This is a genomic window from Paludifilum halophilum (assembly GCF_002245355.1).
GTDB classification, from domain to species: Bacteria; Bacillota; Bacilli; order Thermoactinomycetales; family DSM-45169; genus Paludifilum; species Paludifilum halophilum.
Genome location: NZ_NOWF01000001.1, coordinates 450,522 through 471,542, shown reverse-complemented (window position 1 = coordinate 471,542; position 21,021 = coordinate 450,522). Strand labels below are relative to the sequence as shown.

The following is a 21,021-nucleotide window of genomic DNA, read 5'->3' as shown; positions in this document are numbered from 1 at the left end:
GGTAAAAACAGGATTTTGCCGGATATGAACCGAATATGTAGGAAAAGGAGGGGGTGTTCTTGCTGCACGACGGGGATGTAATCATCCTTTTTCTGCTGATCATTTTGCTCCTTTACCTCGTGTTCAGGAGGTGGAGGAGGAAAAAAACGGTCCACCCGTTGGTTTTGGAGTCCGGGCGGAGGATCAGGGGGGAAGTTCCTGATCTTTTGAGAGAAGAGGGATATGAAGTCGTCGCGTCGAAGCAGCGTCTTCCCCTTCAGGTTCATGTGGGGGATCAATCTTATGACAGCCGTTTGTATGTGGATTTTATCGCCAAACAGAATCATGAATATTTTTTGGTTGTAGTCGCCAAGGCCAAAAAACCGTTGCGTCTGTCGGGAGCGGCGGTACGGGATCAATTTTTGGCCCATGTCTTGGCGTTTCAAGCTGCCGGTGTTCTATATGTCAACACCGATCGCGGATCTTTCCGAAAGATCACCTTCGATATAACCGGGGTTCGCCGCCCCTTGCGAAGGTATTATCTTTCCCACCTGATTACACTGGGCGTCGGTGCTCTGATTGCCATTCTGATTCAATAAACGGAACCTTCCCGAATGTTTCTGTTTTGAAAGCATGGGATTTTGGTTCCGAGAGGTTGGATTCCCTGCGAATGACAGTAAACAATACGGTCGAGACCGGCGAGGTGGTGTCCATGACGACGATCGGTATTCTTGTGAACAAAGGCAAGCCCAAGGCTCGTGTAGTTTTGAGAGAACTGGTTCGTTTGTTGGAGAGCCGGGGGGCCGGGGTTTTGATCGAAACGGATATCGCCAAAGAGATCGGTCGACAGGGTCTGGGAGTTCACTTGGAACAGATTCCGAAACGGGTGGATATCGTCTTCGTTCTGGGAGGGGACGGTACTTTGTTGGGAGTAGCCCGGCAATTCGCCTCCTATCCGATTCCCATTCTCGGTTTCAACCTCGGCCATCTCGGTTTTTTATCCGAAGCGGAACCCGACAGCTTGGCGATGGCTGTCGATCGTGTATTGGCGGGGGATTATTACATAGAAGAACGAATCATGTTGGATGCTGAAGTGGACCGGGACGGGGAAGTGCTGGAAAAAAGCATTGCCTTAAATGATGTGGGGATCGCCAAGGGTTCATTCAGCCGGATGATTACCGGAACGATTTATATGGACGGTGTTTATCTGGGTACCTATTCCGGTGACGGCGTGATCGTTTCCACCCCTACGGGGTCGACGGCGTACTCCCTCTCTTGCGGCGGCCCGATCGTGTGGCCGGGAGTGCAAAGTCTGCTCCTCACTCCGATCTGTCCGCACACGTTGACATCGCGCCCGATGGTGTTGCCTTCGGATTGCTTGCTGGAAATCCGGGTGAGCGCCACTCACAGGGATATCGGTTTAACGATCGACGGACAGCTCGGATTCCGACTCAAAGTAGACGATGTGATTCGAATCCGCACGTCGGATTCCATCACTTCCCTGATCAAATGGAAGGAACGGTCCTTCTTCGAGGTGGTTCGCAAAAAACTGCAGGGTGAACAGGAAGAAGGCCAGGGGCTGGAGGGCAGAAAATGAAAGCGCAACGTCACATCAAAATTCGCGAGATCATTACAAGTTTATCGATCGAGACCCAGGAGGACTTGGTGGATGAACTGAAAAAAGCGGGATACAATGTGACCCAGGCCACGGTGTCCCGGGATATCAAAGAGTTGCATCTGGTCAAGGTTCCAACCAACAACGGACAATACAAATATTCCCTGCCAGCGGACAATCGGTTCAATCCCCATCAGAAATTAAAGCGGTTATTGACAGAAGCCTTTGTAGGGATCGAGCAGAGTGAGAATTTAATCGTCATGAAAACGATGCCCGGGAACGCCCATGCGATCGCGGTACTGATCGATAATCTCGATTGGTCTGATGTATTGGGAACCATCGCCGGGGACGATACGATCTTGGTGATCTGCAGTGGGAGTGATCGCGTTCCAGATATCGTCAACCGCTTGATCGATATGTTGTAGGAGTGAATGCTGATGCTGCGTGAGATGTCGATTCGCGATTTCGCTATCATCGAACAGGTCCACCTTACATTTGACCGGGGTTTTCATGTTTTGACTGGTGAGACAGGAGCTGGAAAGTCGATTCTGTTCGATGCCCTTGCTTTGGTGGTGGGGGGAAGGAGCTCCGCCGAGTTTGTCCGCCATGGAGCCAAAAAGGCGGAGGTTGAGGCTCTGTTTGAGGTATCCAAAAACCATCCCGCCCGACAAAAGATGGAGGAATTGGGGTTGGATGCGGATGATGACAACCTCTTGATCCGTCGCGACATTGCTCGGAACGGGAAAAGCACCTGCCGTCTCAACGGGCAGTTGATTACCCTGGCCATGTTGAAACAGGTAGGGGAATATCTCCTGGATATTCATGGACAACATGAACACCAATCCCTGTTACGGGTCGATGAACATTTGGCCTGGCTGGACGATTTCGGAGGAAAGGCTTTACTGGACCGCAAAAAAGCCTACCAGGAAATCTATCACCAATACAAAGAAATAAAAAGGGAACTGGAACAGATTCATGCCGATGAAAAAGAAATCGCCCAGCGAATCGACCTTCTTTCTTTCCAGGTGGATGAGATTGCCGCAGCCCGCCTCACTCCGGGAGAGGATGAGGAACTTCACCAGGAACACAGCCGTTTGGCTCATGCGGAAAGCTTAACAAAACATGCCGGCTACGCCTTTGAATCCCTATACGGAGAAGGAACCAGCGCGGAAAACCTGAGTCAGGCTCTTCGCGATCTGGAGGAAGTGATCCGTTACGACGACAGTCTGGAGACGGTGAAGGAACTGGTTCAATCCGCCTATTATCAGGTGGAGGAAGCGTCCAGAGAGTTGGGGCGATACCGGGACGAGTTGGAGTTCGATCCGGCCCGGTTGGCGGAGGTGGAAGACCGGATCGCTGTCATTGATCAGTTGAAACGGAAATACGGCGAATCCGTAGAGGAAGTGATTCAACACGGACAACAGGCGGGGGAAGAGCTGGAGAACCTGGTCCACCATGACGAAAAGAAACTGGAATTGGAGGAAAAGTTGGCCGGGTTGTTTACACGAATGAAGGAAGAGGCCGATGCCCTGACCGCGTTGCGTCAAAAAGCGGCGGTTCGCTTAGAGAAGCAGGTAGAAGAGGAATTGATCGATCTCAACATGAAAGGGACCCGCTTTGCCGTCGCTTTTCAGGAAGAAAAGGAAAGTCCGGAATATCTGCCTACTGGGGCGGATCGCGTGGAATTTCGGATTTCACCCAACCCGGGTGAACCGCTGCGACCCTTGGTTAAAATCGCTTCCGGCGGAGAGCTTTCCCGGATCATGCTGGCTTTGAAGACCATTTTTTCCGATGTGGATGGCGTGCAAACGCTGATATTCGATGAGATCGACACCGGTGTGAGCGGTCGGGCCGCTCAAGCCATCGCTGAAAAAATGGCCCGGTTGGCCAGAAGCAGTCAGGTCTTGTGTGTGACCCATTTGCCTCAGGTGGCCTGTATGGCGGATATCCATTTCAACATCCTCAAGGAGTCCGATGATCAAAAAACCCGTACTCGGGTCAAGCACTTGACCGATCAAGGTCGGACCCTGGAACTCGCTCGGATGCTGGGAGGGGTGGAAGTGACGGAGACGACCCGCACCCACGCCCTGGAGATGCTTCGGATGGCGGAACAGACCAAAAAAGCGATATAGCAGGATTTTGTCCCCGGGGAATCGGGGTCTTTTTGTTAGATCCCTTTCCTGTGCGCCGCTGTCGAGGAATCATTTGCGTAACATAAAAGAAATCGGGTGCGGACACCTTAACGTTACGATGGAAACATCGCGTGGAGGTGTAGGCAGGAGGGCGCAGGAGAGTGAGATCTTTGGGGCATAAAAAAAGAACGAAATGGGTCGGTTTACTCTTGGTGTTTCTGCTCGCACTGGGGAGTATGAGCACTCCATTTCGCCAATTTATGGCGTTTCCATCGGAAATGCGTTTGTTTTCCGGAAATCTGAAAGAAATGCGTTTAAGTCTGCCTGCGACGGCGACGGTTACCGTTTCTGACCCGAAAGTGATCGAGGTGAACGGTACCCGCCGAACCCCTGTACGCATCGATTTAAGCCGACCGTTTACCCTGTTGTCCAAACAGATGGGAAAAACACAGCTCACCCTTCGTTTGTTTGGAAAGTTGCCCTTCAAAAAACTGAATGTGAGCGTATTGCCCGATATCCGGGTTATTCCCGGAGGACAGTCCATCGGGGTCAAACTAAAATCGAACGGAGTCTTGGTGGTTGGCCATCACTTTGTTCAGGGAATGAAAAAGTCACCGGGGGAAAAAGCGGATATTCGTGTCGGGGATTATATTTTGCAGATGGATGGTACGCCGATTCGTCACATGGGCCAGGTAGCCCGGATGGTGGAGAAAGCGGGAAAAGAAAAAAGGCCCATCCGGGTGGTGCTTTCCCGAAATGGTCATCGAAAGAAGGCGACCCTTCGGCCCGTTCTGGATTCGAAGGAAAACACGTATCGGATCGGGCTGTACATTCGGGATTCCGCGGCGGGTGTGGGCACCCTCACCTTTTATGATCCCCAAAAAAGGGTTTTTGGTGCTTTAGGCCATGTGATCACGGATATGGATACAGGCCAACCGATTAAAGCGGGAGGCGGGAAGGTGGTTCATTCCAATGTCACCTCGATCCAAAAAGGAGCCACCGGTGAACCGGGAGAAAAGCGAGCCATCTTTTTCCGTGAAAACCAAGTACTCGGTTCGATTCTGAACAATACCCGTTTCGGTGTGTTCGGGAAGATGAAAAATCAGCCGGAATCCGGTTTGTATCATCATCCGGTTCCTGTCGCATTGGCCGAAGAAGTAAAGGAAGGCCCCGCGGAAATTTTGACGGTTGTCGAGGGGCAGAAGGTCAAGCGTTATGACATTGAAATCGTTCATCTCATTCACCAAAAATTTCCTGCTACTAAGGGGATGATTATCAAAATTACGGATCCCGAACTGCTGAAAAAGACAGGAGGGATCGTTCAGGGGATGAGTGGGAGCCCCATTATGCAAAACGGGAAGATGGTGGGTGCTGTGACCCACGTGTTTGTCAACGATCCGACTTCGGGGTACGGAACTTATATTGAATGGATGTTGCAGGATGCGGGCGTCATGCAATCAGCGGGACTCGAGAAGAGCCCGCTTTTTTTGAGTTTAAAAACGGTAATTTATAGAAAAAAGTCGTCGTTCAAAGAAGGAATGCAACAAAGAACTGTCGAACCCTTGTAATTAAAGAGCGAAATCAGAGAGGGAGGGGCCGGTTTTGGAGAAGATGCGTGTCGTTTTAGCCGATGATAACCGGGAGTTCGCTGAATTGTTGAGGGAGCATCTGGATTCGCAGGACGATATAGAAGTGATCGGTGTCGCTTTTAACGGCAATGAGGTGATGGAACTGCTGGAAGAGGAGACGCCTGACGTGTTGGTTCTGGATATTATCATGCCTCACTTGGACGGGTTGGGTGTCTTGGAAAAGCTGAACGAACAATCGGGGCCGGTGCCGAAAATCATCATGCTGACTGCTTTTGGTCAGGAAAATATCACTCAGCGGGCAGTGGAGTTGGGCGCGGCGTATTACATTTTGAAGCCCTTTGATATGGATGTCTTGACCCATCGGATTCGCCAAATGGAAGGCCGACCGGTCACCACCACCCGAAGCCCGTCAACCGAACGCGGTTCCGTTCGCGCCGATAACCTGGATGCCAATATCACCAACGTAATTCACGAGATCGGTGTACCGGCCCATATTAAAGGTTACCTTTATCTGCGCGAAGCGATTACCATGGTCTATAACGAGGTGGAATTACTGGGAGCGATTACGAAAACCCTGTATCCTCGGATCGCCGAAAGATACAATACCACTCCGAGCCGAGTGGAACGAGCGATTCGTCATGCCATCGAAGTCGCCTGGAGTCGGGGGAATATGGATTCGATCCGCAAGTTGTTCGGTTATACCATCAACGTGAGCAAAGCGAAACCGACCAACTCGGAATTTATCGCCATGGTCGCGGATAAGCTCCGAATTGAACATAAGGTGGGTTGATTTGCAAACGACGAAAATGTTTTTTGAAATGATCCCGTCCTCGCTGATGATTGCAGTGAACGATGCAAACAAAGGCAGGGGGGATTAAAAGCGTGCGGCAAAATCATCCGTGTATCACACCCGAAGCGGACCATCGCCTTCGGTTTTTTTTTCGGCAGAAAGGGTGGTCGCGGTTTTGTATGACAAAGGGGGGGCCAATCCATACTAAAGGTAAAAGTTCTTTTCATATCGGGACAGGAGTGGTTCCCATGCTTCCGAAACGTTTTCGCCGAGAGGGAAAACCGGCGGGAAGAGCGGTGCTGGATCGAAAAACCAAGCATTTGGTCAAGCGGATTCGCCCCGGGGAAGTTGCGGTGATCGATCACCAGGATCTCGATGAACTGGCGGCGGAAGCTATGGTGGAAAAACGGGTCAAGGCAGTGATCAACGCGGCGGACTCTTTTACCGGTTGGTATCCTGCGGCGGGTTCCCGGCGTTTGTTGGAAGCGGGGATTCCTTTGTTGGATCGAGTGGGGCCGTGTATTTTTGAGAAAGTGAAGGAAGGCATGCACATCGTCCTGGATGAGGACACGCTTTGGTTGGAGGACAGCGGTGATCAGCGGATGGTGGCAAAGGGACGTCGTTTTACCCGGGAAGTTTGCCAAAGGAAGATGGAAGAGGGAAGGGCCAACCTGGAGGATTCCCTGAAAGGATTTATCGCCAATACCCTGTCTTATGCCAGTAAAGAGCAGTCGTTGGTGACGTCCTCTTTACCGGTTCCGTCCCTCCGTACCCGGATGAAAGGTCGGCACGTGGTGGCGGTTGTTCGGGGTACGAATTACAAAAAGGATTTAAAAGCGATTCGCTCGTACATCCGGGAGGTTCGTCCTGTCTTACTCGCCGTTGACGGTGGAGCCGATGCGCTGATACAGATCGGCCTGCAACCGGACATTATTCTAGGGGATATGGATTCCGTATCCGATCGTGCCTTAAAAAGCGGGGCGGAGCTTATCGTTCATGCTTATCCCGACGGAATAGCGCCGGGAAGAGAACGGTTGGAACGTCTAGGTATCGCTCCTTATGTCATTCCTTCCGTCGGAACCAGTGAAGATGTGGCGATGTTGATGGCGTTTCAGGAAGGGGCCGATCTGATTGTGACAGTGGGATCCCATTCCAACATGGTGGATTTTTTGGAAAAAGGGAGAAAGGGAATGGCCAGTACCCTGCTGGTTCGGATGAAAATCGGATCCAAGTTGGTGGATGCCAAAGGGGTGAACCGGCTTTACCGCAGCCGGGTACGGTGGAAGGAACTTTCCGTCGTCGGACTCGCTTCTGTGTTTCCCGCTTGTGCCTTGCTTGCCGTGGACCCGGATTTGCTTCACGGAATGAAGCTGCTGTGGCTGCAGCTCAAATTGATCTGGACCTAGGTGTGGTGTCATGTGCTGTCAAATCGGTATCATCTTATAACGATCGTGGCCGTTTTTTTCTCCCTGGGAACCGGAATCCTGCTGGGGGGGACTCTCGGACGGCCGTGGTTGCAAGAGCACCAGCGTTCATTGGTCTATCGGATGGAACAACGATATGACGAAGCGAGACAAGCCAACCTTCAATTGGAGAAAAAAATCGAATCCCTGGAAAAGCAACTGAATCAACAAACCCGAAATCATCAGGAAACGTTGGAGCGGTTGTCCGCCGGCCAGTTGAAGGGGCGGCGCGTTCTGATCTGGGACAGGGATACCCGGGAAGGAGAGGCTTTAAAGCAAACGATTCAGAAGGCCGGGGGGATGGCGGATGTATCGGATGTGTTTCCCGACCCGAACCGTTACGATGTCCTGGTTTTCTTAACGGAGCCCGATTCCGCCGCCGCCGAGGATTCACCTAAAATCGACGAGGCTTATCGTACTTTTTCCGGCCCGGTGATTCTGCGGTATCGGGATCAGCCGACGGAACCTGTCTGGTCCGGAACATTCACCGGACGTCTGATCCCTTTCCAGGGAGCGATCAGCCGGGATTCACTCAATATGTACCGCCTTGTTTGTCTGATCCGAAATGTGACGAAAGGGAAGGGAGAGAAGACCTCGTGAAGGGAAAAGCAGCCGTCAGTGCCATCATACCCGCTTATAATGAAGCTGAGCGCATAGAAGCTACATTGGAGGGGGTTCGGTCCATCCCCGAAGTGGACGAGGTCATTGTGGTCGATGACGGCAGCGAAGATTTTACTTCGCCGATCGCCCGCCGGTATGCGGATTCTGTCATCCGTCTCCCATCCAACTGCGGAAAGGGGACAGCGATGAGAGAAGGGGTACGGTGTGCCGCGGGGGAAGTTCTTCTCTTTGTCGATGCGGATTTAAAAGAACACGCGAAACTGTGCGGTTCTCTGCTGGTTCCTCTGCTTCGTAAGGATGCGGACATGACGATCGCCCGTTTTCCGCCTTCCCTTCGAAAGGGTGGATTCGGACTGGTCAAGGGAGTCGCTCGTTCCGGTGTGCTCTGGTTGACCGGAGTCAAACTGGATGCCACCCTTTCGGGACAGCGGGCCGTCAGACGGGAAGTGTGGGAAAGTCTGGACTATTTCCCCGCCGGGTTCGGGGTCGAACTGGGATTGACCGTGCATGCGTTACAAAGCGGTTACACCGTACGGGAGGTGCCGCTTCCCATCCGTCATCGGGAAACGGGACGAGACTGGCAGGGTTTCCGTCATCGGGGTAAACAGTTGATGGAGGTCTTGTCGACGTTGTTTCGTCTCTGGAGGTTGCCGGCATGAATGTTCTTCTTTCTCTCTTCCTGCTTTTTTTTGCTTACCGTCTCGGAAAACGTTGCATCCCCTTCGGACTTTCTTTTTTTCATCATCAAAAAGTAACATCCCTCAATTACCGAAAAGACCGGATTCCCGCCAGTTTTGGCGGATTTCTGTCGGTTTTGCTGTTATTCCTGTCGCTGATTCTTCTCGGACTTTCCCAGGTAGTTCCCCTGTTTTCTCTATCGCTGTTTTTAACGGTTTTGTTCGCTTCCGTCATGGTTACTTATCTAGGATGGTTGGACGATACGTTGGGAAGTGATGAGGATAAGGGCTTTCGTGGCCATTTTCGAACTCTGTTCCGGGAACAGCGGATTACGACCGGATCGCTAAAAGCGGTGGGAGGGGGGATCACCGCCGCCATTTCCGCTACAGTGACTGCTTCGGGAGGATTGGAATGGGTGATTCACACCTTGTTTATCGCATTAATGATTAACGGGTTGAACTTATTGGATCTTCGTCCCGGCCGTTGTCTTAAATTTTACCTGGCGGCGGCCGCTGTCTTGTTTCTGTGGACACTGGGTACGGCGGACGCCCTGATTTTTATTCCCCTTCTGGGTTTGGCGGCAGCGGTATTTCCTTATGACTTAGAGGGCGGTTTGATGTTGGGGGACAGTGGAGCTAACCTGTTGGGGGTGCAACTGGCCTTGTGGACGGTTTCCATCGCTCCCTTGTGGTTGGTTTCCCTGTTTACACTGCTCCTCCTATGGGGGCATTACTACGGGGAGGTTTTTTCTTTCACCCGGTTGATCGAAGAAAACCGATGGCTTTCCTATCTGGACCGTTTATGGCGGCCCACTCCCAAACGGTGAAGTGAACGGGACGGGAGAGCCTTTCCCCGCGAAAAAAGCCGCAAGTGTCTTATAAACACCTGCGGCTTTTTGATACCTAGAAACGTTGTGACAAAGCCCCTGTTCGGGAGGGTGGGGTTCCACATGGAGTGCCTTTGGCTCGTCAGAACAACGAAACGGAGTGTGGAACCCCACCCCGACCCACCAAGGATGTGCTAAAATCACAATGCTTCTAGTGCCTCTTCAGGAAACTTTGATCGGTTTGATCCCTTACTGGGGGTGGTCGGGCTGGTAGGACCGTCTCCGATCTCTTGCAAAAAACGCATAGTGAGACCGGGAAGCGGAGCGACCTTGGCGAGACTTGTGCTCTCCTGAGTGCAAAGGATCTACGCCGGCCTACCACCCTCCCAACTTGGTTTACCAGATGGAGCACTAGCTCACAACCTGAAGCTCTTTGGGAAAACGGGTCAGGGTCCGGTGTCCGTCAGCGGTAATGACGAGATCATCTTCGATGCGAACGCCGCCCAACTCCGGAATGTAGATACCGGGTTCAACGGTGAAGACCATCCCTTCCCGCAGCAAATCTTCGTTTTTTTCATGCAAAGAAGGGAATTCATGGGCTTCGATCCCCAGCCCGTGTCCGATACGGTGGGGGAAGTATTCCCCGTAACCGGCCCCGTCAATTATTCCCCGGGCAGTCCGGTCCAGTTCACTGATCGGGGTTCCCGGATGACAGCGCTCCAGTACGGCGGTCTGAGATTGGAGCACGGTCTCATAAATGCGGATCTGTTCTTCGGTCACGGATCGATATACAAAGGTACGGGTGATGTCCGAACAGTATCCGTTGTAGATCACTCCCAGATCGAACAGAACGAAATCCCCCTCCTTTAGCTTCCGCTCGCCGGGTACACCGTGAGGTTGTCCCGATTTTTCACCGAACAGAACCATCGTGGAAAAGGACATTTCCCGGACTCCTTTTTGTTTCAGCTCGTACTCGATCCGGGCAATCACTTCCATCTCGGTGCATCCCGTCTTCAGGGCCCGAAGGCCGGCTTCCACTCCAAAATCGGCCAGTCGGGCCGCTTCAGTCAGGGTTTGAACCTCATCGGCGTTTTTCACCATCCGAATCGGTTGGACGTTTTCTTCTGCAGAAACGAGGCGGGTGGAGGGAAAAATCTTTTTTAAAGCCTCGGCACGGGCGTAAGAAAGTTGCTCCTTCTCTACGGCGATCCGTTCGGGATTTTTGATTCCCCGCTCCTTCAAGGCCGCCCGGATTTTTTTCCAGGGATCGTCGGCATCACCGTAGGCGACAATATCCCGGTCCCATCCCGATACCCGGGCTCTTTCCCGGTCGAGTTCCGGACAGACGAGAAAAGGCTCCGCATCGGGAAACAGGAATAGGGCGAGCAGCCGTTCGTGGGGTTCACAATCGAAACCGGACAGGTAGAAGACGTTGGACTTTGAATTGAGCAGGGCGAAATCGATGAATCGATGCTTCAGCTGTTCGGCCGCGGAGTTTAATCGGGTGTTCATGCAATCCCATCCTTCTCTATGTAGATGTGTTTTTAATGTATCACTGAGCCGCAAGGAATAAAAGATAAGGAGCGTTGCAGAATACGATCCTCCTGCTGGATATAGGGGTTGATAAACATACACGGGATATACGCTTCCAGAGTTCTAAATGGAATTTTCACTTTCTACAATGATAAAAGCGGGAAATGAAACTGGGCGGGAGAGGTGGAATCCCCATGACCATTCCTCACGAAACGGTTCATAAACGCTTTCCGATCGGAAAAGCGGTTGATCTGGAGCCCAATAGCAGACGTATTAAAGTGTATCAGCTGCCGCATAGAGATGCTGTCACAAAAATGGTAAAGGCTTTAAAAGAGATGGGATACAGGGAAAAATGCGATAAAATCATTTTTTATGTAAAAAAAGAAGAAAAAGACGCTTTAAGAGGGAGTGATTTTGTTCCGGAAGGGTTTATTGATGGTTTTTTTCAAGGAGAGCCGGCGTATATTTATTCCATGTTTCTCGATCGGACCCGAAATCGCCCTGTTGCATGGGAAGAAGAGCAACAAGTGATGAGGATTGTGAAAAAAGATAATAAAACGATAGAAACCTTTTCTCTCCCAGAGGGATATGTCATGACGAGCGCCACCGAATCCGATGCACCGGAAATGGCTGACTTGTATCATACTGTATTTGAGACCTATCCGACCCCGATGAACAATCCTCGGTTTATTGTAGATGTAATGCATCGCCAGGTTTATTTTACGATTGTGAAGTATCGCGGGCAGATTGTCAGCGCCTGCTCGACCGATCTGCTTCCTTTGTTTAATTGCGCCGAGATCAGTGATTGCGCCACTTTGCCGGAGCATACCAATCGGCGATTGTTATCCCATCAATTTTCACATCAGATCAAGCAGATGAGGCGGAAAGGAGTGCAAACCCTTTTTTGTTATGCCCGTGCGGTTTCTGCCGGCATGAATCTGATCAATGCCCGACACGGTTTTACCTTCGGCGGCCGGCTGGAGCAAAACAGCAATATCGCCGGGCGGCTGGAATGCATGAATATCTGGTATAAAAAATTGTTTTAGCCCCCGATGGAAAAAGTGGCTTCCATCGGGGGCCGGATGATCATCCCAGTATATTTTTTCCGACCCAGTTGTACTCCTGTCCCCAGCTTTCTCGGGCCAGTCTTTCGATTTTCTCTACGGTTTCATCTTGTACGGCAAAAGCGTCTCCCTGTTCATAGGGATTATAGTGAAAGGCGTATAGCCGCGAAATGAACTCATGGAAAGGCAGCGAAGATTCGCCTTCATATTCACCGTGGCCGTGCACAGCTGGTTTAATGTCCTGCCCCCAGTTTTGTGAGCTGTCGTTGTTCGGGTTGTAGAAATAAACGCGATACTCACCCTGAGGATCCTTGGCGATCCGTTGAATGGAAATGGCATGGAAACCGAGCAACTTTCCGTAAACGGTCGTGATACAGATTCCGACCGGATTGGGATAAATCAACTCGTATCCTTCATTGTATTCCGGGTGGTGGGTGGCGTAAAAGAGGCGCACAAATCCGGAGTAATCGGTGACATTTCCGGTGAGATGATTAAATACCTTGGTAAATCCTCTCGGAATCCAATCCCCGTAAAAAGCGGGATTGACCCACTTGTGCGGATCATCCGGGCGATACTGCACTCGTCTGACCATTTCCGCGTAAATCCGGTCCAGATGGGGCACCAAAACCAGGGAGACCGGATCCAGTTCTTTATGAAGTTCCGGAGCCAATCCCCCCGGTAAATGTTGAGAATGAATCTCATCTCCTTCAAACCTCATGTCGATGTCCCCGTCCCGGGCTCCCCGGGCGGTCAGTTCCAACAGATAACCCGGGGCGTGAATGGACCACAAGCTAAGCGCCCGTGCACTTTGACAGGTCGGGTTGAGTCCCTGTCCAATTCCGAGCGGTTGTCCCAGTACACTGATGACACCTGCTGTCAGTATGTCGTTAGCAGTTAAACCATCGGTTTCCGGAAAGGCGTCCAAAAGGGATTGTTTCACATCAGGCTGTAGATCCAATTCGACCAGCCGGCGTAAACCGGGAATCACGGGATGGTGGGACAAAACCCCCCGCTCCAGCATACGGGCCAGACCGTACAAGGATTGGCGAGTAGGCGGGTGAATCGCCACTTTAATGAGCTTTTGAACCAGATCGCTGTGTTCCTTCAGATTGGCCTTTCCCTTATCGTTTACAGCGAGAGCCGCCGGAAGGAGATCGGGTTGGGAGCGGTTGAGATAACGGACCAAAATCACGTGATAGGAGGAAACCAGTCCCGTTTCCCGCATCGATTCAGCGAAGGCATCGGCTTCCTTTTTCAACTCTTTTTCCGAAAGTTGCTTTAATCGCTCGCGATAATCTTTGAAATCCGAATGCTGCTCACTCAAGGGAGTCAATTTGGATATGGCGGCGTGGTAACGTTCGATCTTCTTTCGGCTTTTTTCTTCCACATCCGTATGTAACAGCTGGGCCGCTTTACGAATCATTAATACGATCCGGTTCACCATAATCGGCCTCTGCACGGAAAGCCGCTCAATTTCTTCAACCAGGGTCTCAGAAATCGCTTTGAGTGAGAGTTCGTCCACGATCAGTTTGAACAATCGCTGGGCCCGTTCTGTTTCCTTTCCTTGCTCGAGCCGCGCTTCTTCCGTTTCTTCGGGAAAAATAAAATCGAGATTGAGCGCCATCACCTCGTGCAGATAATCTTTCGCCGTCTGTCGGGATACCTTCTCATGCTTGTAATTTCCTTGGGCGATGGAAAGCATCCGAAGCTCGCTCAAAAGGGCGACCACCGATTCGACCCCGTCGACTCTCAATGATCCGTTTACGAGATTGGGTTGTAGCTTAGACGGATCCTCCCACGGACCATTTTCAAAAACGCCGGCTTTGTCAAAACGGTCCGCATAGCGAAATAAGGTTCGGATGCCGTCCATGGTGTTCATCAGACGACTCGCTTCCTGAAAAAAATTGTTCTGGTACAACTGTTTCACAAAAGGCTGTGCCTGATCGAGAAGATCCAAGGCTTGTTCGAAACGCTCCCTTTTCTTTTGATCCGTTATTCTCATGCCCATGCTTTCTCAACCTCTCTTTTCATCATAGAATTTATACGTAGAAGTCGTGCTCAACAAAATCACGCAACGGTTGTTTCACCTGTTCACAGTCTTGATGATAGAAGAATACCGTTCCGTGGTGATTGCCGTATCCTTCCCGGTCAGGGGTTTTGCGCTCGATCGGTGTAAACATGTTGTGCCGGTCGAATCCGGGGTGTTCCTCCAATTCCTCCGGAATGTTGAGTCCTTGAATATATTTGACTCGAGGATAGACTAACAAACTGCCGGCATGGCCATTCGGCTTTGTCTCATCCGGGAAAAAATCATCCAGTTCTTCCTCTGTCGTATTCGGGTCACAGCATAACAGATGTCCCTCAAAAGGATTGAAGTCATAGGTGCGCTGCATCAATTCATAGATGTGACCGCCGGCAACCCGGTAGGCCACTTCTCCGAAGTTGATTCGACCGTCTTCAGCCAAAAAAAACTCGGGGTGGATCACACCGTACTCAATGTTAAAGGCATCGATCAGCTGTTGGCAGGCTTCCCGAATTTGGGGGCGTTTTTTTTCTATCTCAGGGGACGGGGGTGCCATCATGGAATATCCGAACACCACATATTCGGTAATATTTAGGAATTTGATTTTTCCTTTGTGGATAAATACTTCACATGAAACTTCCACCCCGTCCAGATGGCTTTCCATTAAGCAGGGAAAATTATTGTCATTCAATTTTTCCTCAATGTCGTTTTCCGAACGGATGAGGCGATGTCCGGCGGCCCCGGCGCGATCGAAGGGTTTGATATGAATCGGCTCAAATTCATCGTCCTTCAATTTCATATGGACGTCGTTGATTCGTTTAAAAAACTCTTTCACTTCGTCTTTGTTATTACCCTCTTCAAAAACCCCCACTTTAAGCCCGCCGATTTGTGCTCTTCGCTTCATCCTGGCTTTATGACGAAAAAGAAGGGAATGATAGAAGATGCGCGGATCCTCACGAAAACGTGCATTCAACGCTCCCGCCCATTCCACGGTTTCTTCGAATAAAGGGACCGCTAATTCCGTTTTATGTTCTTTCAATTGGTTATAAAGTTCTTCCGATTGCTGATATCTCTGTGCCATCGGCACTTCTTTATTCCACCGATCAAAATCCCAGCCGACAAAAGGCAGATCATATTTTTTGGCGTAGTCTTCACAGCTGGGCGGTCCTACGACGACAAAAGGCATGTTGAGGCGGTCAGCCGCTTCCATGATCGGTAAGCTCCAGCCGATCAAGGCTGTTGGGCCTTTGGCTTTTTTTTCTTTCACTCTCATCGGCTTTTCTGTACCCCCATTTACTTGGACTCTGAAAATAACATCCCCATTATGGATGCGAGTTATAAGTAGAAAGGGGCAGGAAGTACAGAGCAGTCCGTTCATCCCCGCCAGTTCGAACCTGAAGAAGTCTTTCGTCAAACAAAGACGGAAGAATCTATCGGAAGGCCGGTTACGCATAATCCGTCATCCACAGAAAAACACTGATATCGGCAGAACGGTTGATGGTCCGATAAAGAGCGGCGGAAAGGAAGTCGCATTCTGATATAGTGAGACCGGGGGCAAAGCGGAGTTTTCGAAGGACTGAACCCTTCGTTAGCCAAATCCATCTTTCCGCCTGAAATAACGGCCATCAACATGCCTGTGATTCCGAAAAAGGGAGGATAACCAATGGATATCTTGCGAGCGAAACAAATTCTGGAATCTCCGAATAAAGTGGATGTCCGGTATGAGGGTGTGCCGATCTGGATTCAAAACGTCGACGAAGAAGGGGAGACCGCCCGTGTCTATACATCGGCCAACCCTGATGACGAAAAGGTGGTCCCTGTTCGCCAACTGGAGGAATTTTAAAAGCGATTGGAACGGCCGGCAGCCATGATTTTTGGATTGAAAAAGTCGTCGATGTTCATGGGGGAACCCCCGGAGATCGACGACTTGTTTTAGGAATTCGCAGTGCCGGAGACGGAGCGCGGAATGGACGATATGAGTTGTCAGTAAGGCTTCCAGCGAAGCTTACGCGCTTTCATGTAGCGTTTATGGACAGCGGGCCAGTTGACCACGTTCCACCAGGCATCAATATATTTTTTTCGATTGTTGGGGTATTTCAAGTAGTAGGCATGCTCCCATACATCCAGAACGAGAAGAGGAATCACGTCCCATTGAGACAGGTTTTGGTGCTTTTCCGCCTGCAAAATTTCCAGCCGGTGGGAGCGGGGCGACCAGACGAGAATCGCCCAGCCTCCTCCTTCCACCTTGTCCGCGGCGGCGGAGAAGTGCTTTTTAAAGGCCTCAAAGCTGCCGAAATCCCTTTGAATTTGGCGGGCCAATTCTCCGGTTGGCTTGCCGCCGCCGTCGGGACTCATAATATCCCAAAAGATGGTGTGTAAATAATGGCCCGCCCCGTTGAAAGCGGCTTCCCGCTCCCAGTGTTTGATCAGTTCAAAGTCGCCGGTTTTACGGGCTTTGGCCATCATCCGTTCCGCTTTGTTGAGTCCTTCTACATAGCTTTTGTGATGTTTGTCGTGATGTAAGCGCATGGTCTTTTCGTCGATATAGGGTTCTAAAGCGTTATAGGGGTAGGGGAGAGGGGGGAGGACGTGCTTGCCGATGGGAACGGGATTGACGGGAATATCATCCTTTTCGGAATGAGTTTCGCAGTTTTCGCTTGAAAGGTTTGCTTGTTGTGAAAAATAGCGGTTCAGCCAGTTTGTCAATTGCCTTCTTGTCTTACCGGCTTTCTCCGCCAGAATGTAAAGGTGTTCCGGCTGATAATAGGAAGCTTCCTGCTCCAGTTTTTTTAATCTGGATGCCAAATGGTTTTGTTCGGACAGCAAGAGTTCCTCTTCTCCCGAGGTTTTCAGGGAGGATTCCGATAAAGCCCGTCTGCCCCTGCGAGCAAATTCAATAATATTCCGGCGCAATTGATCCCCTTCCGGATCCGGATAAAACAGCATGAACACCCCTCCAATTGGGTTAAATCCTTTCTTCCCAGCATATGATTGTAGGGGCGGGCCGTGTGCCTACCGTGCTAACAGCGCAGAAAACCGGTTTCCGAAGGGAAACCGGTTTTCTGTCATCAACCCTGTTCTTTTTTTCCTCCTTTGGAGGGAAGGGATTTGTTTTTCTTCTTTCTTCTCAGCATGGGTTGGATCGCATTGTTTTTTTCGTCCCGGTAAAAGAGAAAGCCTCCAATGAAGAATAAACCGAACAGGAGGAGAATTCCCCCGGCGAGGAAGGGAATCCAGGAAAAACCTTGTCCTGCGAGGTACTCGAAAAAGACATCCCGCATCAGGGTCCATCCGTAAATTCCCAGGGCGCCGGGTATGCATAAAAGCAGGATTGCCAGGATTCTTTGGTAGATCATGGTATGAACCGCCTTTCCTATCCTTATGATAACGGATTTTTCGTTTTCCCGCTATGTTGACTTGACCGTCAGCCCGTATCCATATGTTAAGATGATACCGGGGAATGGAAAAGGGGGACAGCCATGAAACGGTTTTTGATCGTCGGCGGCGGCAAGGGCGGAACAGCTCTGCTCCATACATTGTTGCAGATGAACCGTGTCCAAGTGGTCGGCGTGGTCGATATCGACCTGACGGCGCCGGCTGTCCGGGAAGCGGAGCGCCGAGGCATACCCACGGGCTCAGACGTAACCCCTTTTATCGAACGGTCTCCCGACGTCATCCTGGAGGTGACGGGGGATACAACGGTGTTCGATACACTTTGTCGGATGAACCGTTCCGGAGCGTTGGTGGTTTCCGGGGAAGTAGCCAACCTCATCATGCAGCTGATCGATGAAAAGGAAAAGTGGTTTGAGGCTTGGCGGCTCCGGCAGCTGGAGCTGGATGCGATCCTGAATTCCACTCATGATGGGATGATTGCTGTCAACCGGGACAGTAAGATCACGCTGTACAATCGGGCGGCTCAACGATTGATCGGTCTGCAGCCGGAAGAGGTGATGGGTGCGAAGATCGGGGATGCGATTCCCAATACCCGCCTGGATCGGGTGCTGGTTACGGGCCAAGCGGAACTCAATCGTCCGCTGGCTCTCGCCAATGGTAAGGAAATTATCACCAATCGGGAGCCGGTTACCGATCAGCAGGGCCAAGTGATTGGAGCTGTCGCTGTTTTTCGGGATATTACCGAGGTGATGTCCCTGACCCAGCAGGTGACGGATTTAAAAGGCATGAAAAGCCAATTGCAGGCGATCATCGACTCTTCCGATGATGCTATTTCCGTTGTCGATACCGAAGGGTTGGGCATTCTGATCAATCCCGCGTACACGCGTCTAACCGGACTTCGCCCTGCCGATGTAATCGGAAAACCGGCGGATACGGATATCTCCGAGGGTGAAAGTATGCATATGGAGGTATTGAAGACGCGGCGCCCGGTGCGGGGAGTTCCCATGAAAGTGGGTCCCGGCCGCAAGGATGTCATCGTCAATGTCGCCCCGATTATTGTGGAGGGGGAACTGAAGGGCAGTGTCGGAATCATCCATGATATGTCGGAGATTAAACGGCTAAATCGGGAGCTGGAGCAAGCGCGCCGCATTATCCGTACCCTGGAAGCGAAATACACCTTTGAAGATATCATCGGGGAAAGCCGGGAAATGCGGGTGGCTTTGGATGAAGCGCGGCAGGGAGCGCGTACTCGTGCCACGGTTCTCCTGCGGGGGGAGTCGGGAACGGGGAAGGAACTGTTCGCCCATGCGATACACAATGATTCCAGCCGAAAATATAACCAATTTATCCGGGTCAACTGCGCTTCGCTTTCGGAGTCGTTGTTGGAAAGCGAGCTGTTCGGATACGAGGAAGGCGCTTTTACCGGTGCCCGTCGGGGCGGAAAGAAAGGTTTGTTTGAAGAAGCGAGTGGCGGAACCATATTTCTGGATGAGATCGGAGAGCTGTCTCCCTCCACTCAAGCCAAACTTCTGCGGGTTCTGCAGGAAAAAGAAGTGGTCCGGGTAGGCGGTACCAAGGCGATTCCTGTCGATGTCCGGGTGATTGCAGCGACCCATGTCGATTTGGAGAAAGCGATCCGGGAAAAGGGGTTTCGGGAAGACCTCTATTATCGGCTGAACGTGCTTCCGATCCATATCCCTCCCCTGCGCAGTCGAATAGGGGATATCGAGGCTTTGTCCCTTCACCTGATCAAAAAGTTCAATCAGGAGTATGGCCGCAATGTATCGGAGTTGAGCACCGAGGCTCTGGCTGTATTGGAGTCCTTTCCGTGGCCCGGAAATGTCAGGGAACTGGAGAATGTGCTGGGCCGAGCAATGATTCATATGTCATTCAATGAACGGGTGATACAAAAAAAGCATCTGTTGCCGATGGAGGGTGCCCGTGAATCTTCTTTGCCTTCCCTGAACCCGTCCCCGACGGACGAGGAACCTGAAAGCCTCCACAAGGTGGTTTCCCGGACGGAGCGGGAGTATATTCGCCGAGTGTTTGAAGCCTGCGACGGCAATAAAACAGAGACAGCGCGCAGATTGGGCATCTCGGTTCGCAATTTATATTATAAGCTGGAAAAATACCGTATCCAATCCAGGGATTCGGATGTTTCATAGCTGTCTGCAAAAAATTGCAGGAAAGAACGATCATGGGGTCTGCAAAAAGTTGCAGGCTATTTTCCTGTGTTTAAATCCTATTCTCGCCTTTTTCCTTTACAAAGGCGGTTTTCCGTTTCCCACGATCAGTGGCATGGTATTTGCAATGATTGCATGGTGACCGGCCATTTCGCTAATGATAGATACGACTCAACCTGCAATAAATGTAGTTGGTCGGGAATGGAGTGGATGTTCGATGGAGATGCGAAGTTTTGAACAAATCCTTGAGAAGGCGGAAACATTGGAAGCTGTCACAGTCGCTGTCGCGGCTGCGGATGACCGGGAGGTGTTGGAAGCGGTCGCCGACGCCAAAAAGCGAAGGATCGCCGACTTTCGCTTGTACGGCGACGAAGGACGCATTCGGGAAATAGCCGGGGAGATCGATTTATCCCTGGAAGAACAGGAAATTTCCCACCAAGCCGACCCGGTGATCGCTTGCAGTGATGCCGTAAGGGCGGTTCGCGACGGGGTCGCCGATGTCGTGATGAAGGGGATGGTCCAAACCTCGGACTTTCTGCGTGCCGTTTTAAACAAGGAGAAAGGTTTGCGCGGCCGCAAAGTGCTGAGCCATATCGCTACCTTTGAAGTACCGGGGTATGACCGGCTGATCCATGTGACAGACCCTGCTCTCAATGTGAGTCCGGACCTGAAAGAGAAAGTGCAGATCGTGGATAATGTCACCGATCTATGCCATTCCCTGGGCCAAACCGATCCGAAAATCGCTGTTCTGGGAGCCGTCGAAGTCGTCAACCCCAATATGTCTCCCACACTGGACGCTGCTGCTTTGGCTCAGATGAGCCGCCGGGGTCAGATTCGGGGAGCTCAGGTGGACGGTCCCTTTGCTTTGGATAATGCGGTTTCCGTCGATGCGGCGGAGCACAAGAAGATCGACAGTCCGGTGGCGGGCCGGGCGGATGTGTTACTCGTCCCGGATATCGAAGCGGGCAATATGTTATACAAGTCCATGGTTTATTTCGCCAAGGCCCGGATCGGTGCACTGGTGCAGGGGGCCTCTGTTCCGGTGGTTCTCACTTCCCGGGCGGATTCCCATGAAGCCAAGCTGAACTCCATTGCGCTGGCCGTTCTGCAGGCCGATTACCGGAAGTGACCA

The 21,021-nt window shown here is 51.4% G+C and carries 19 protein-coding genes; 14 read left to right on the top strand and 5 right to left on the bottom strand.

The features are described 5' to 3' along the window. Positions 1-59 precede the first annotated feature (59 nt). The 10 genes from CHM34_RS02195 to CHM34_RS02150 all read left to right on the top strand — a co-directional run bounded on the left by CHM34_RS02195 (position 60) and on the right by CHM34_RS02150 (position 9,693). Positions 60-578, top strand: a complete 519-nt coding sequence (locus CHM34_RS02195) for a hypothetical protein (RefSeq protein ID WP_094262924.1) — start codon at positions 60-62, stop codon at positions 576-578. A 113-nt stretch (positions 579-691) separates the two neighbouring features. Beyond that, a complete protein-coding gene (locus CHM34_RS02190; protein WP_094263086.1) occupies positions 692-1,576 on the top strand; it encodes an NAD(+)/NADH kinase in 885 nt (294 codons plus the stop codon). After that, the gene (gene ahrC, locus CHM34_RS02185) at positions 1,573-2,019 is read left to right on the top strand and encodes a transcriptional regulator AhrC/ArgR (protein ID WP_094262923.1); all 447 of its coding nucleotides are present in this window, start codon (positions 1,573-1,575) and stop codon (positions 2,017-2,019) included. The genes CHM34_RS02190 and ahrC overlap by 4 nt, the downstream gene beginning before the upstream one ends. A gap of 12 nt (positions 2,020-2,031) precedes the next feature. After that, positions 2,032-3,726 carry a DNA repair protein RecN gene (gene recN / locus CHM34_RS02180; protein ID WP_094262922.1) on the top strand — a complete coding sequence of 565 codons (1,695 nt, stop codon included), beginning with the start codon at positions 2,032-2,034 and terminating at the stop codon, positions 3,724-3,726. A 170-nt stretch (positions 3,727-3,896) separates the two neighbouring features. Further along, positions 3,897-5,294 (top strand): SpoIVB peptidase, encoded by a 1,398-nt coding sequence (gene spoIVB, locus CHM34_RS02175; protein WP_094263085.1) that lies wholly within the window; start codon positions 3,897-3,899, stop codon positions 5,292-5,294. A 43-nt stretch (positions 5,295-5,337) separates the two neighbouring features. Next, complete coding sequence (spo0A, locus tag CHM34_RS02170) at positions 5,338-6,105, top strand: sporulation transcription factor Spo0A (RefSeq protein ID WP_439116303.1); 768 nt, start codon at positions 5,338-5,340, stop codon at positions 6,103-6,105. Between the two features lie 248 nt (positions 6,106-6,353). Beyond that, positions 6,354-7,511: a putative cytokinetic ring protein SteA gene (gene steA / locus CHM34_RS02165; protein ID WP_094263084.1), complete on the top strand. Its 1,158-nt coding sequence runs from the start codon at positions 6,354-6,356 to the stop codon at positions 7,509-7,511. Between the two features lie 12 nt (positions 7,512-7,523). Continuing rightward, positions 7,524-8,168, top strand: coding sequence for a copper transporter (locus CHM34_RS02160; protein WP_169713540.1), 645 nt, complete (start codon positions 7,524-7,526; stop codon positions 8,166-8,168). Next, positions 8,165-8,848 carry a glycosyltransferase family 2 protein gene (locus tag CHM34_RS02155; RefSeq protein ID WP_094262919.1) on the top strand — a complete coding sequence of 228 codons (684 nt, stop codon included), beginning with the start codon at positions 8,165-8,167 and terminating at the stop codon, positions 8,846-8,848. The genes CHM34_RS02160 and CHM34_RS02155 overlap by 4 nt, the downstream gene beginning before the upstream one ends. Next, the gene (locus CHM34_RS02150; RefSeq protein ID WP_094262918.1) at positions 8,845-9,693 is read left to right on the top strand and encodes a hypothetical protein; all 849 of its coding nucleotides are present in this window, start codon (positions 8,845-8,847) and stop codon (positions 9,691-9,693) included. Before CHM34_RS02155 ends, CHM34_RS02150 begins: the two co-directional genes overlap by 4 nt. A 411-nt stretch (positions 9,694-10,104) precedes the next feature. On the opposite strand, the gene CHM34_RS02140 is transcribed toward CHM34_RS02150, so the two are convergent. Beyond that, the gene (locus CHM34_RS02140) at positions 10,105-11,205 is read right to left on the bottom strand and encodes a M24 family metallopeptidase (protein ID WP_094262916.1); all 1,101 of its coding nucleotides are present in this window, start codon (positions 11,203-11,205) and stop codon (positions 10,105-10,107) included. Positions 11,206-11,420: 215 nt separating this feature from the next. Between CHM34_RS02140 and ablB the strand changes: the two genes are divergently transcribed. Next, complete coding sequence (ablB, locus tag CHM34_RS02135; RefSeq protein WP_169713539.1) at positions 11,421-12,272, top strand: putative beta-lysine N-acetyltransferase; 852 nt, start codon at positions 11,421-11,423, stop codon at positions 12,270-12,272. A gap of 40 nt (positions 12,273-12,312) precedes the next feature. Here the strand turns inward: ablB and CHM34_RS02130 are convergent, their stop codons facing one another. Then, a complete protein-coding gene (locus tag CHM34_RS02130; RefSeq protein WP_094262914.1) occupies positions 12,313-14,298 on the bottom strand; it encodes a hypothetical protein in 1,986 nt (661 codons plus the stop codon). Between the two features lie 31 nt (positions 14,299-14,329). Then, positions 14,330-15,586 (bottom strand): ATP-grasp domain-containing protein, encoded by a 1,257-nt coding sequence (locus CHM34_RS02125; RefSeq protein ID WP_094262913.1) that lies wholly within the window; start codon positions 15,584-15,586, stop codon positions 14,330-14,332. A gap of 390 nt (positions 15,587-15,976) precedes the next feature. Between CHM34_RS02125 and CHM34_RS02120 the strand changes: the two genes are divergently transcribed. Next, a complete protein-coding gene (locus CHM34_RS02120; protein ID WP_094262912.1) occupies positions 15,977-16,156 on the top strand; it encodes an H-type small acid-soluble spore protein in 180 nt (59 codons plus the stop codon). 140 nt (positions 16,157-16,296) lie between these two features. On the opposite strand, the gene CHM34_RS02115 is transcribed toward CHM34_RS02120, so the two are convergent. Then, positions 16,297-17,259 carry a superoxide dismutase gene (locus CHM34_RS02115; RefSeq protein ID WP_094262911.1) on the bottom strand — a complete coding sequence of 321 codons (963 nt, stop codon included), beginning with the start codon at positions 17,257-17,259 and terminating at the stop codon, positions 16,297-16,299. Positions 17,260-17,381: 122 nt separating this feature from the next. Next, a complete protein-coding gene (locus tag CHM34_RS02110; RefSeq protein ID WP_094262910.1) occupies positions 17,382-17,669 on the bottom strand; it encodes a DUF2627 family protein in 288 nt (95 codons plus the stop codon). 123 nt (positions 17,670-17,792) lie between these two features. Here CHM34_RS02110 and CHM34_RS02105 point away from each other — a divergent pair, with 123 nt between their 5' ends. Then, positions 17,793-19,871, top strand: coding sequence for a sigma-54 interaction domain-containing protein (locus CHM34_RS02105; RefSeq protein WP_094262909.1), 2,079 nt, complete (start codon positions 17,793-17,795; stop codon positions 19,869-19,871). A gap of 241 nt (positions 19,872-20,112) precedes the next feature. Continuing rightward, positions 20,113-21,018, top strand: a complete 906-nt coding sequence (gene ptb / locus CHM34_RS02100) for a phosphate butyryltransferase (RefSeq protein WP_094263083.1) — start codon at positions 20,113-20,115, stop codon at positions 21,016-21,018. The last annotated feature ends 3 nt before the right edge of the window (positions 21,019-21,021 follow it).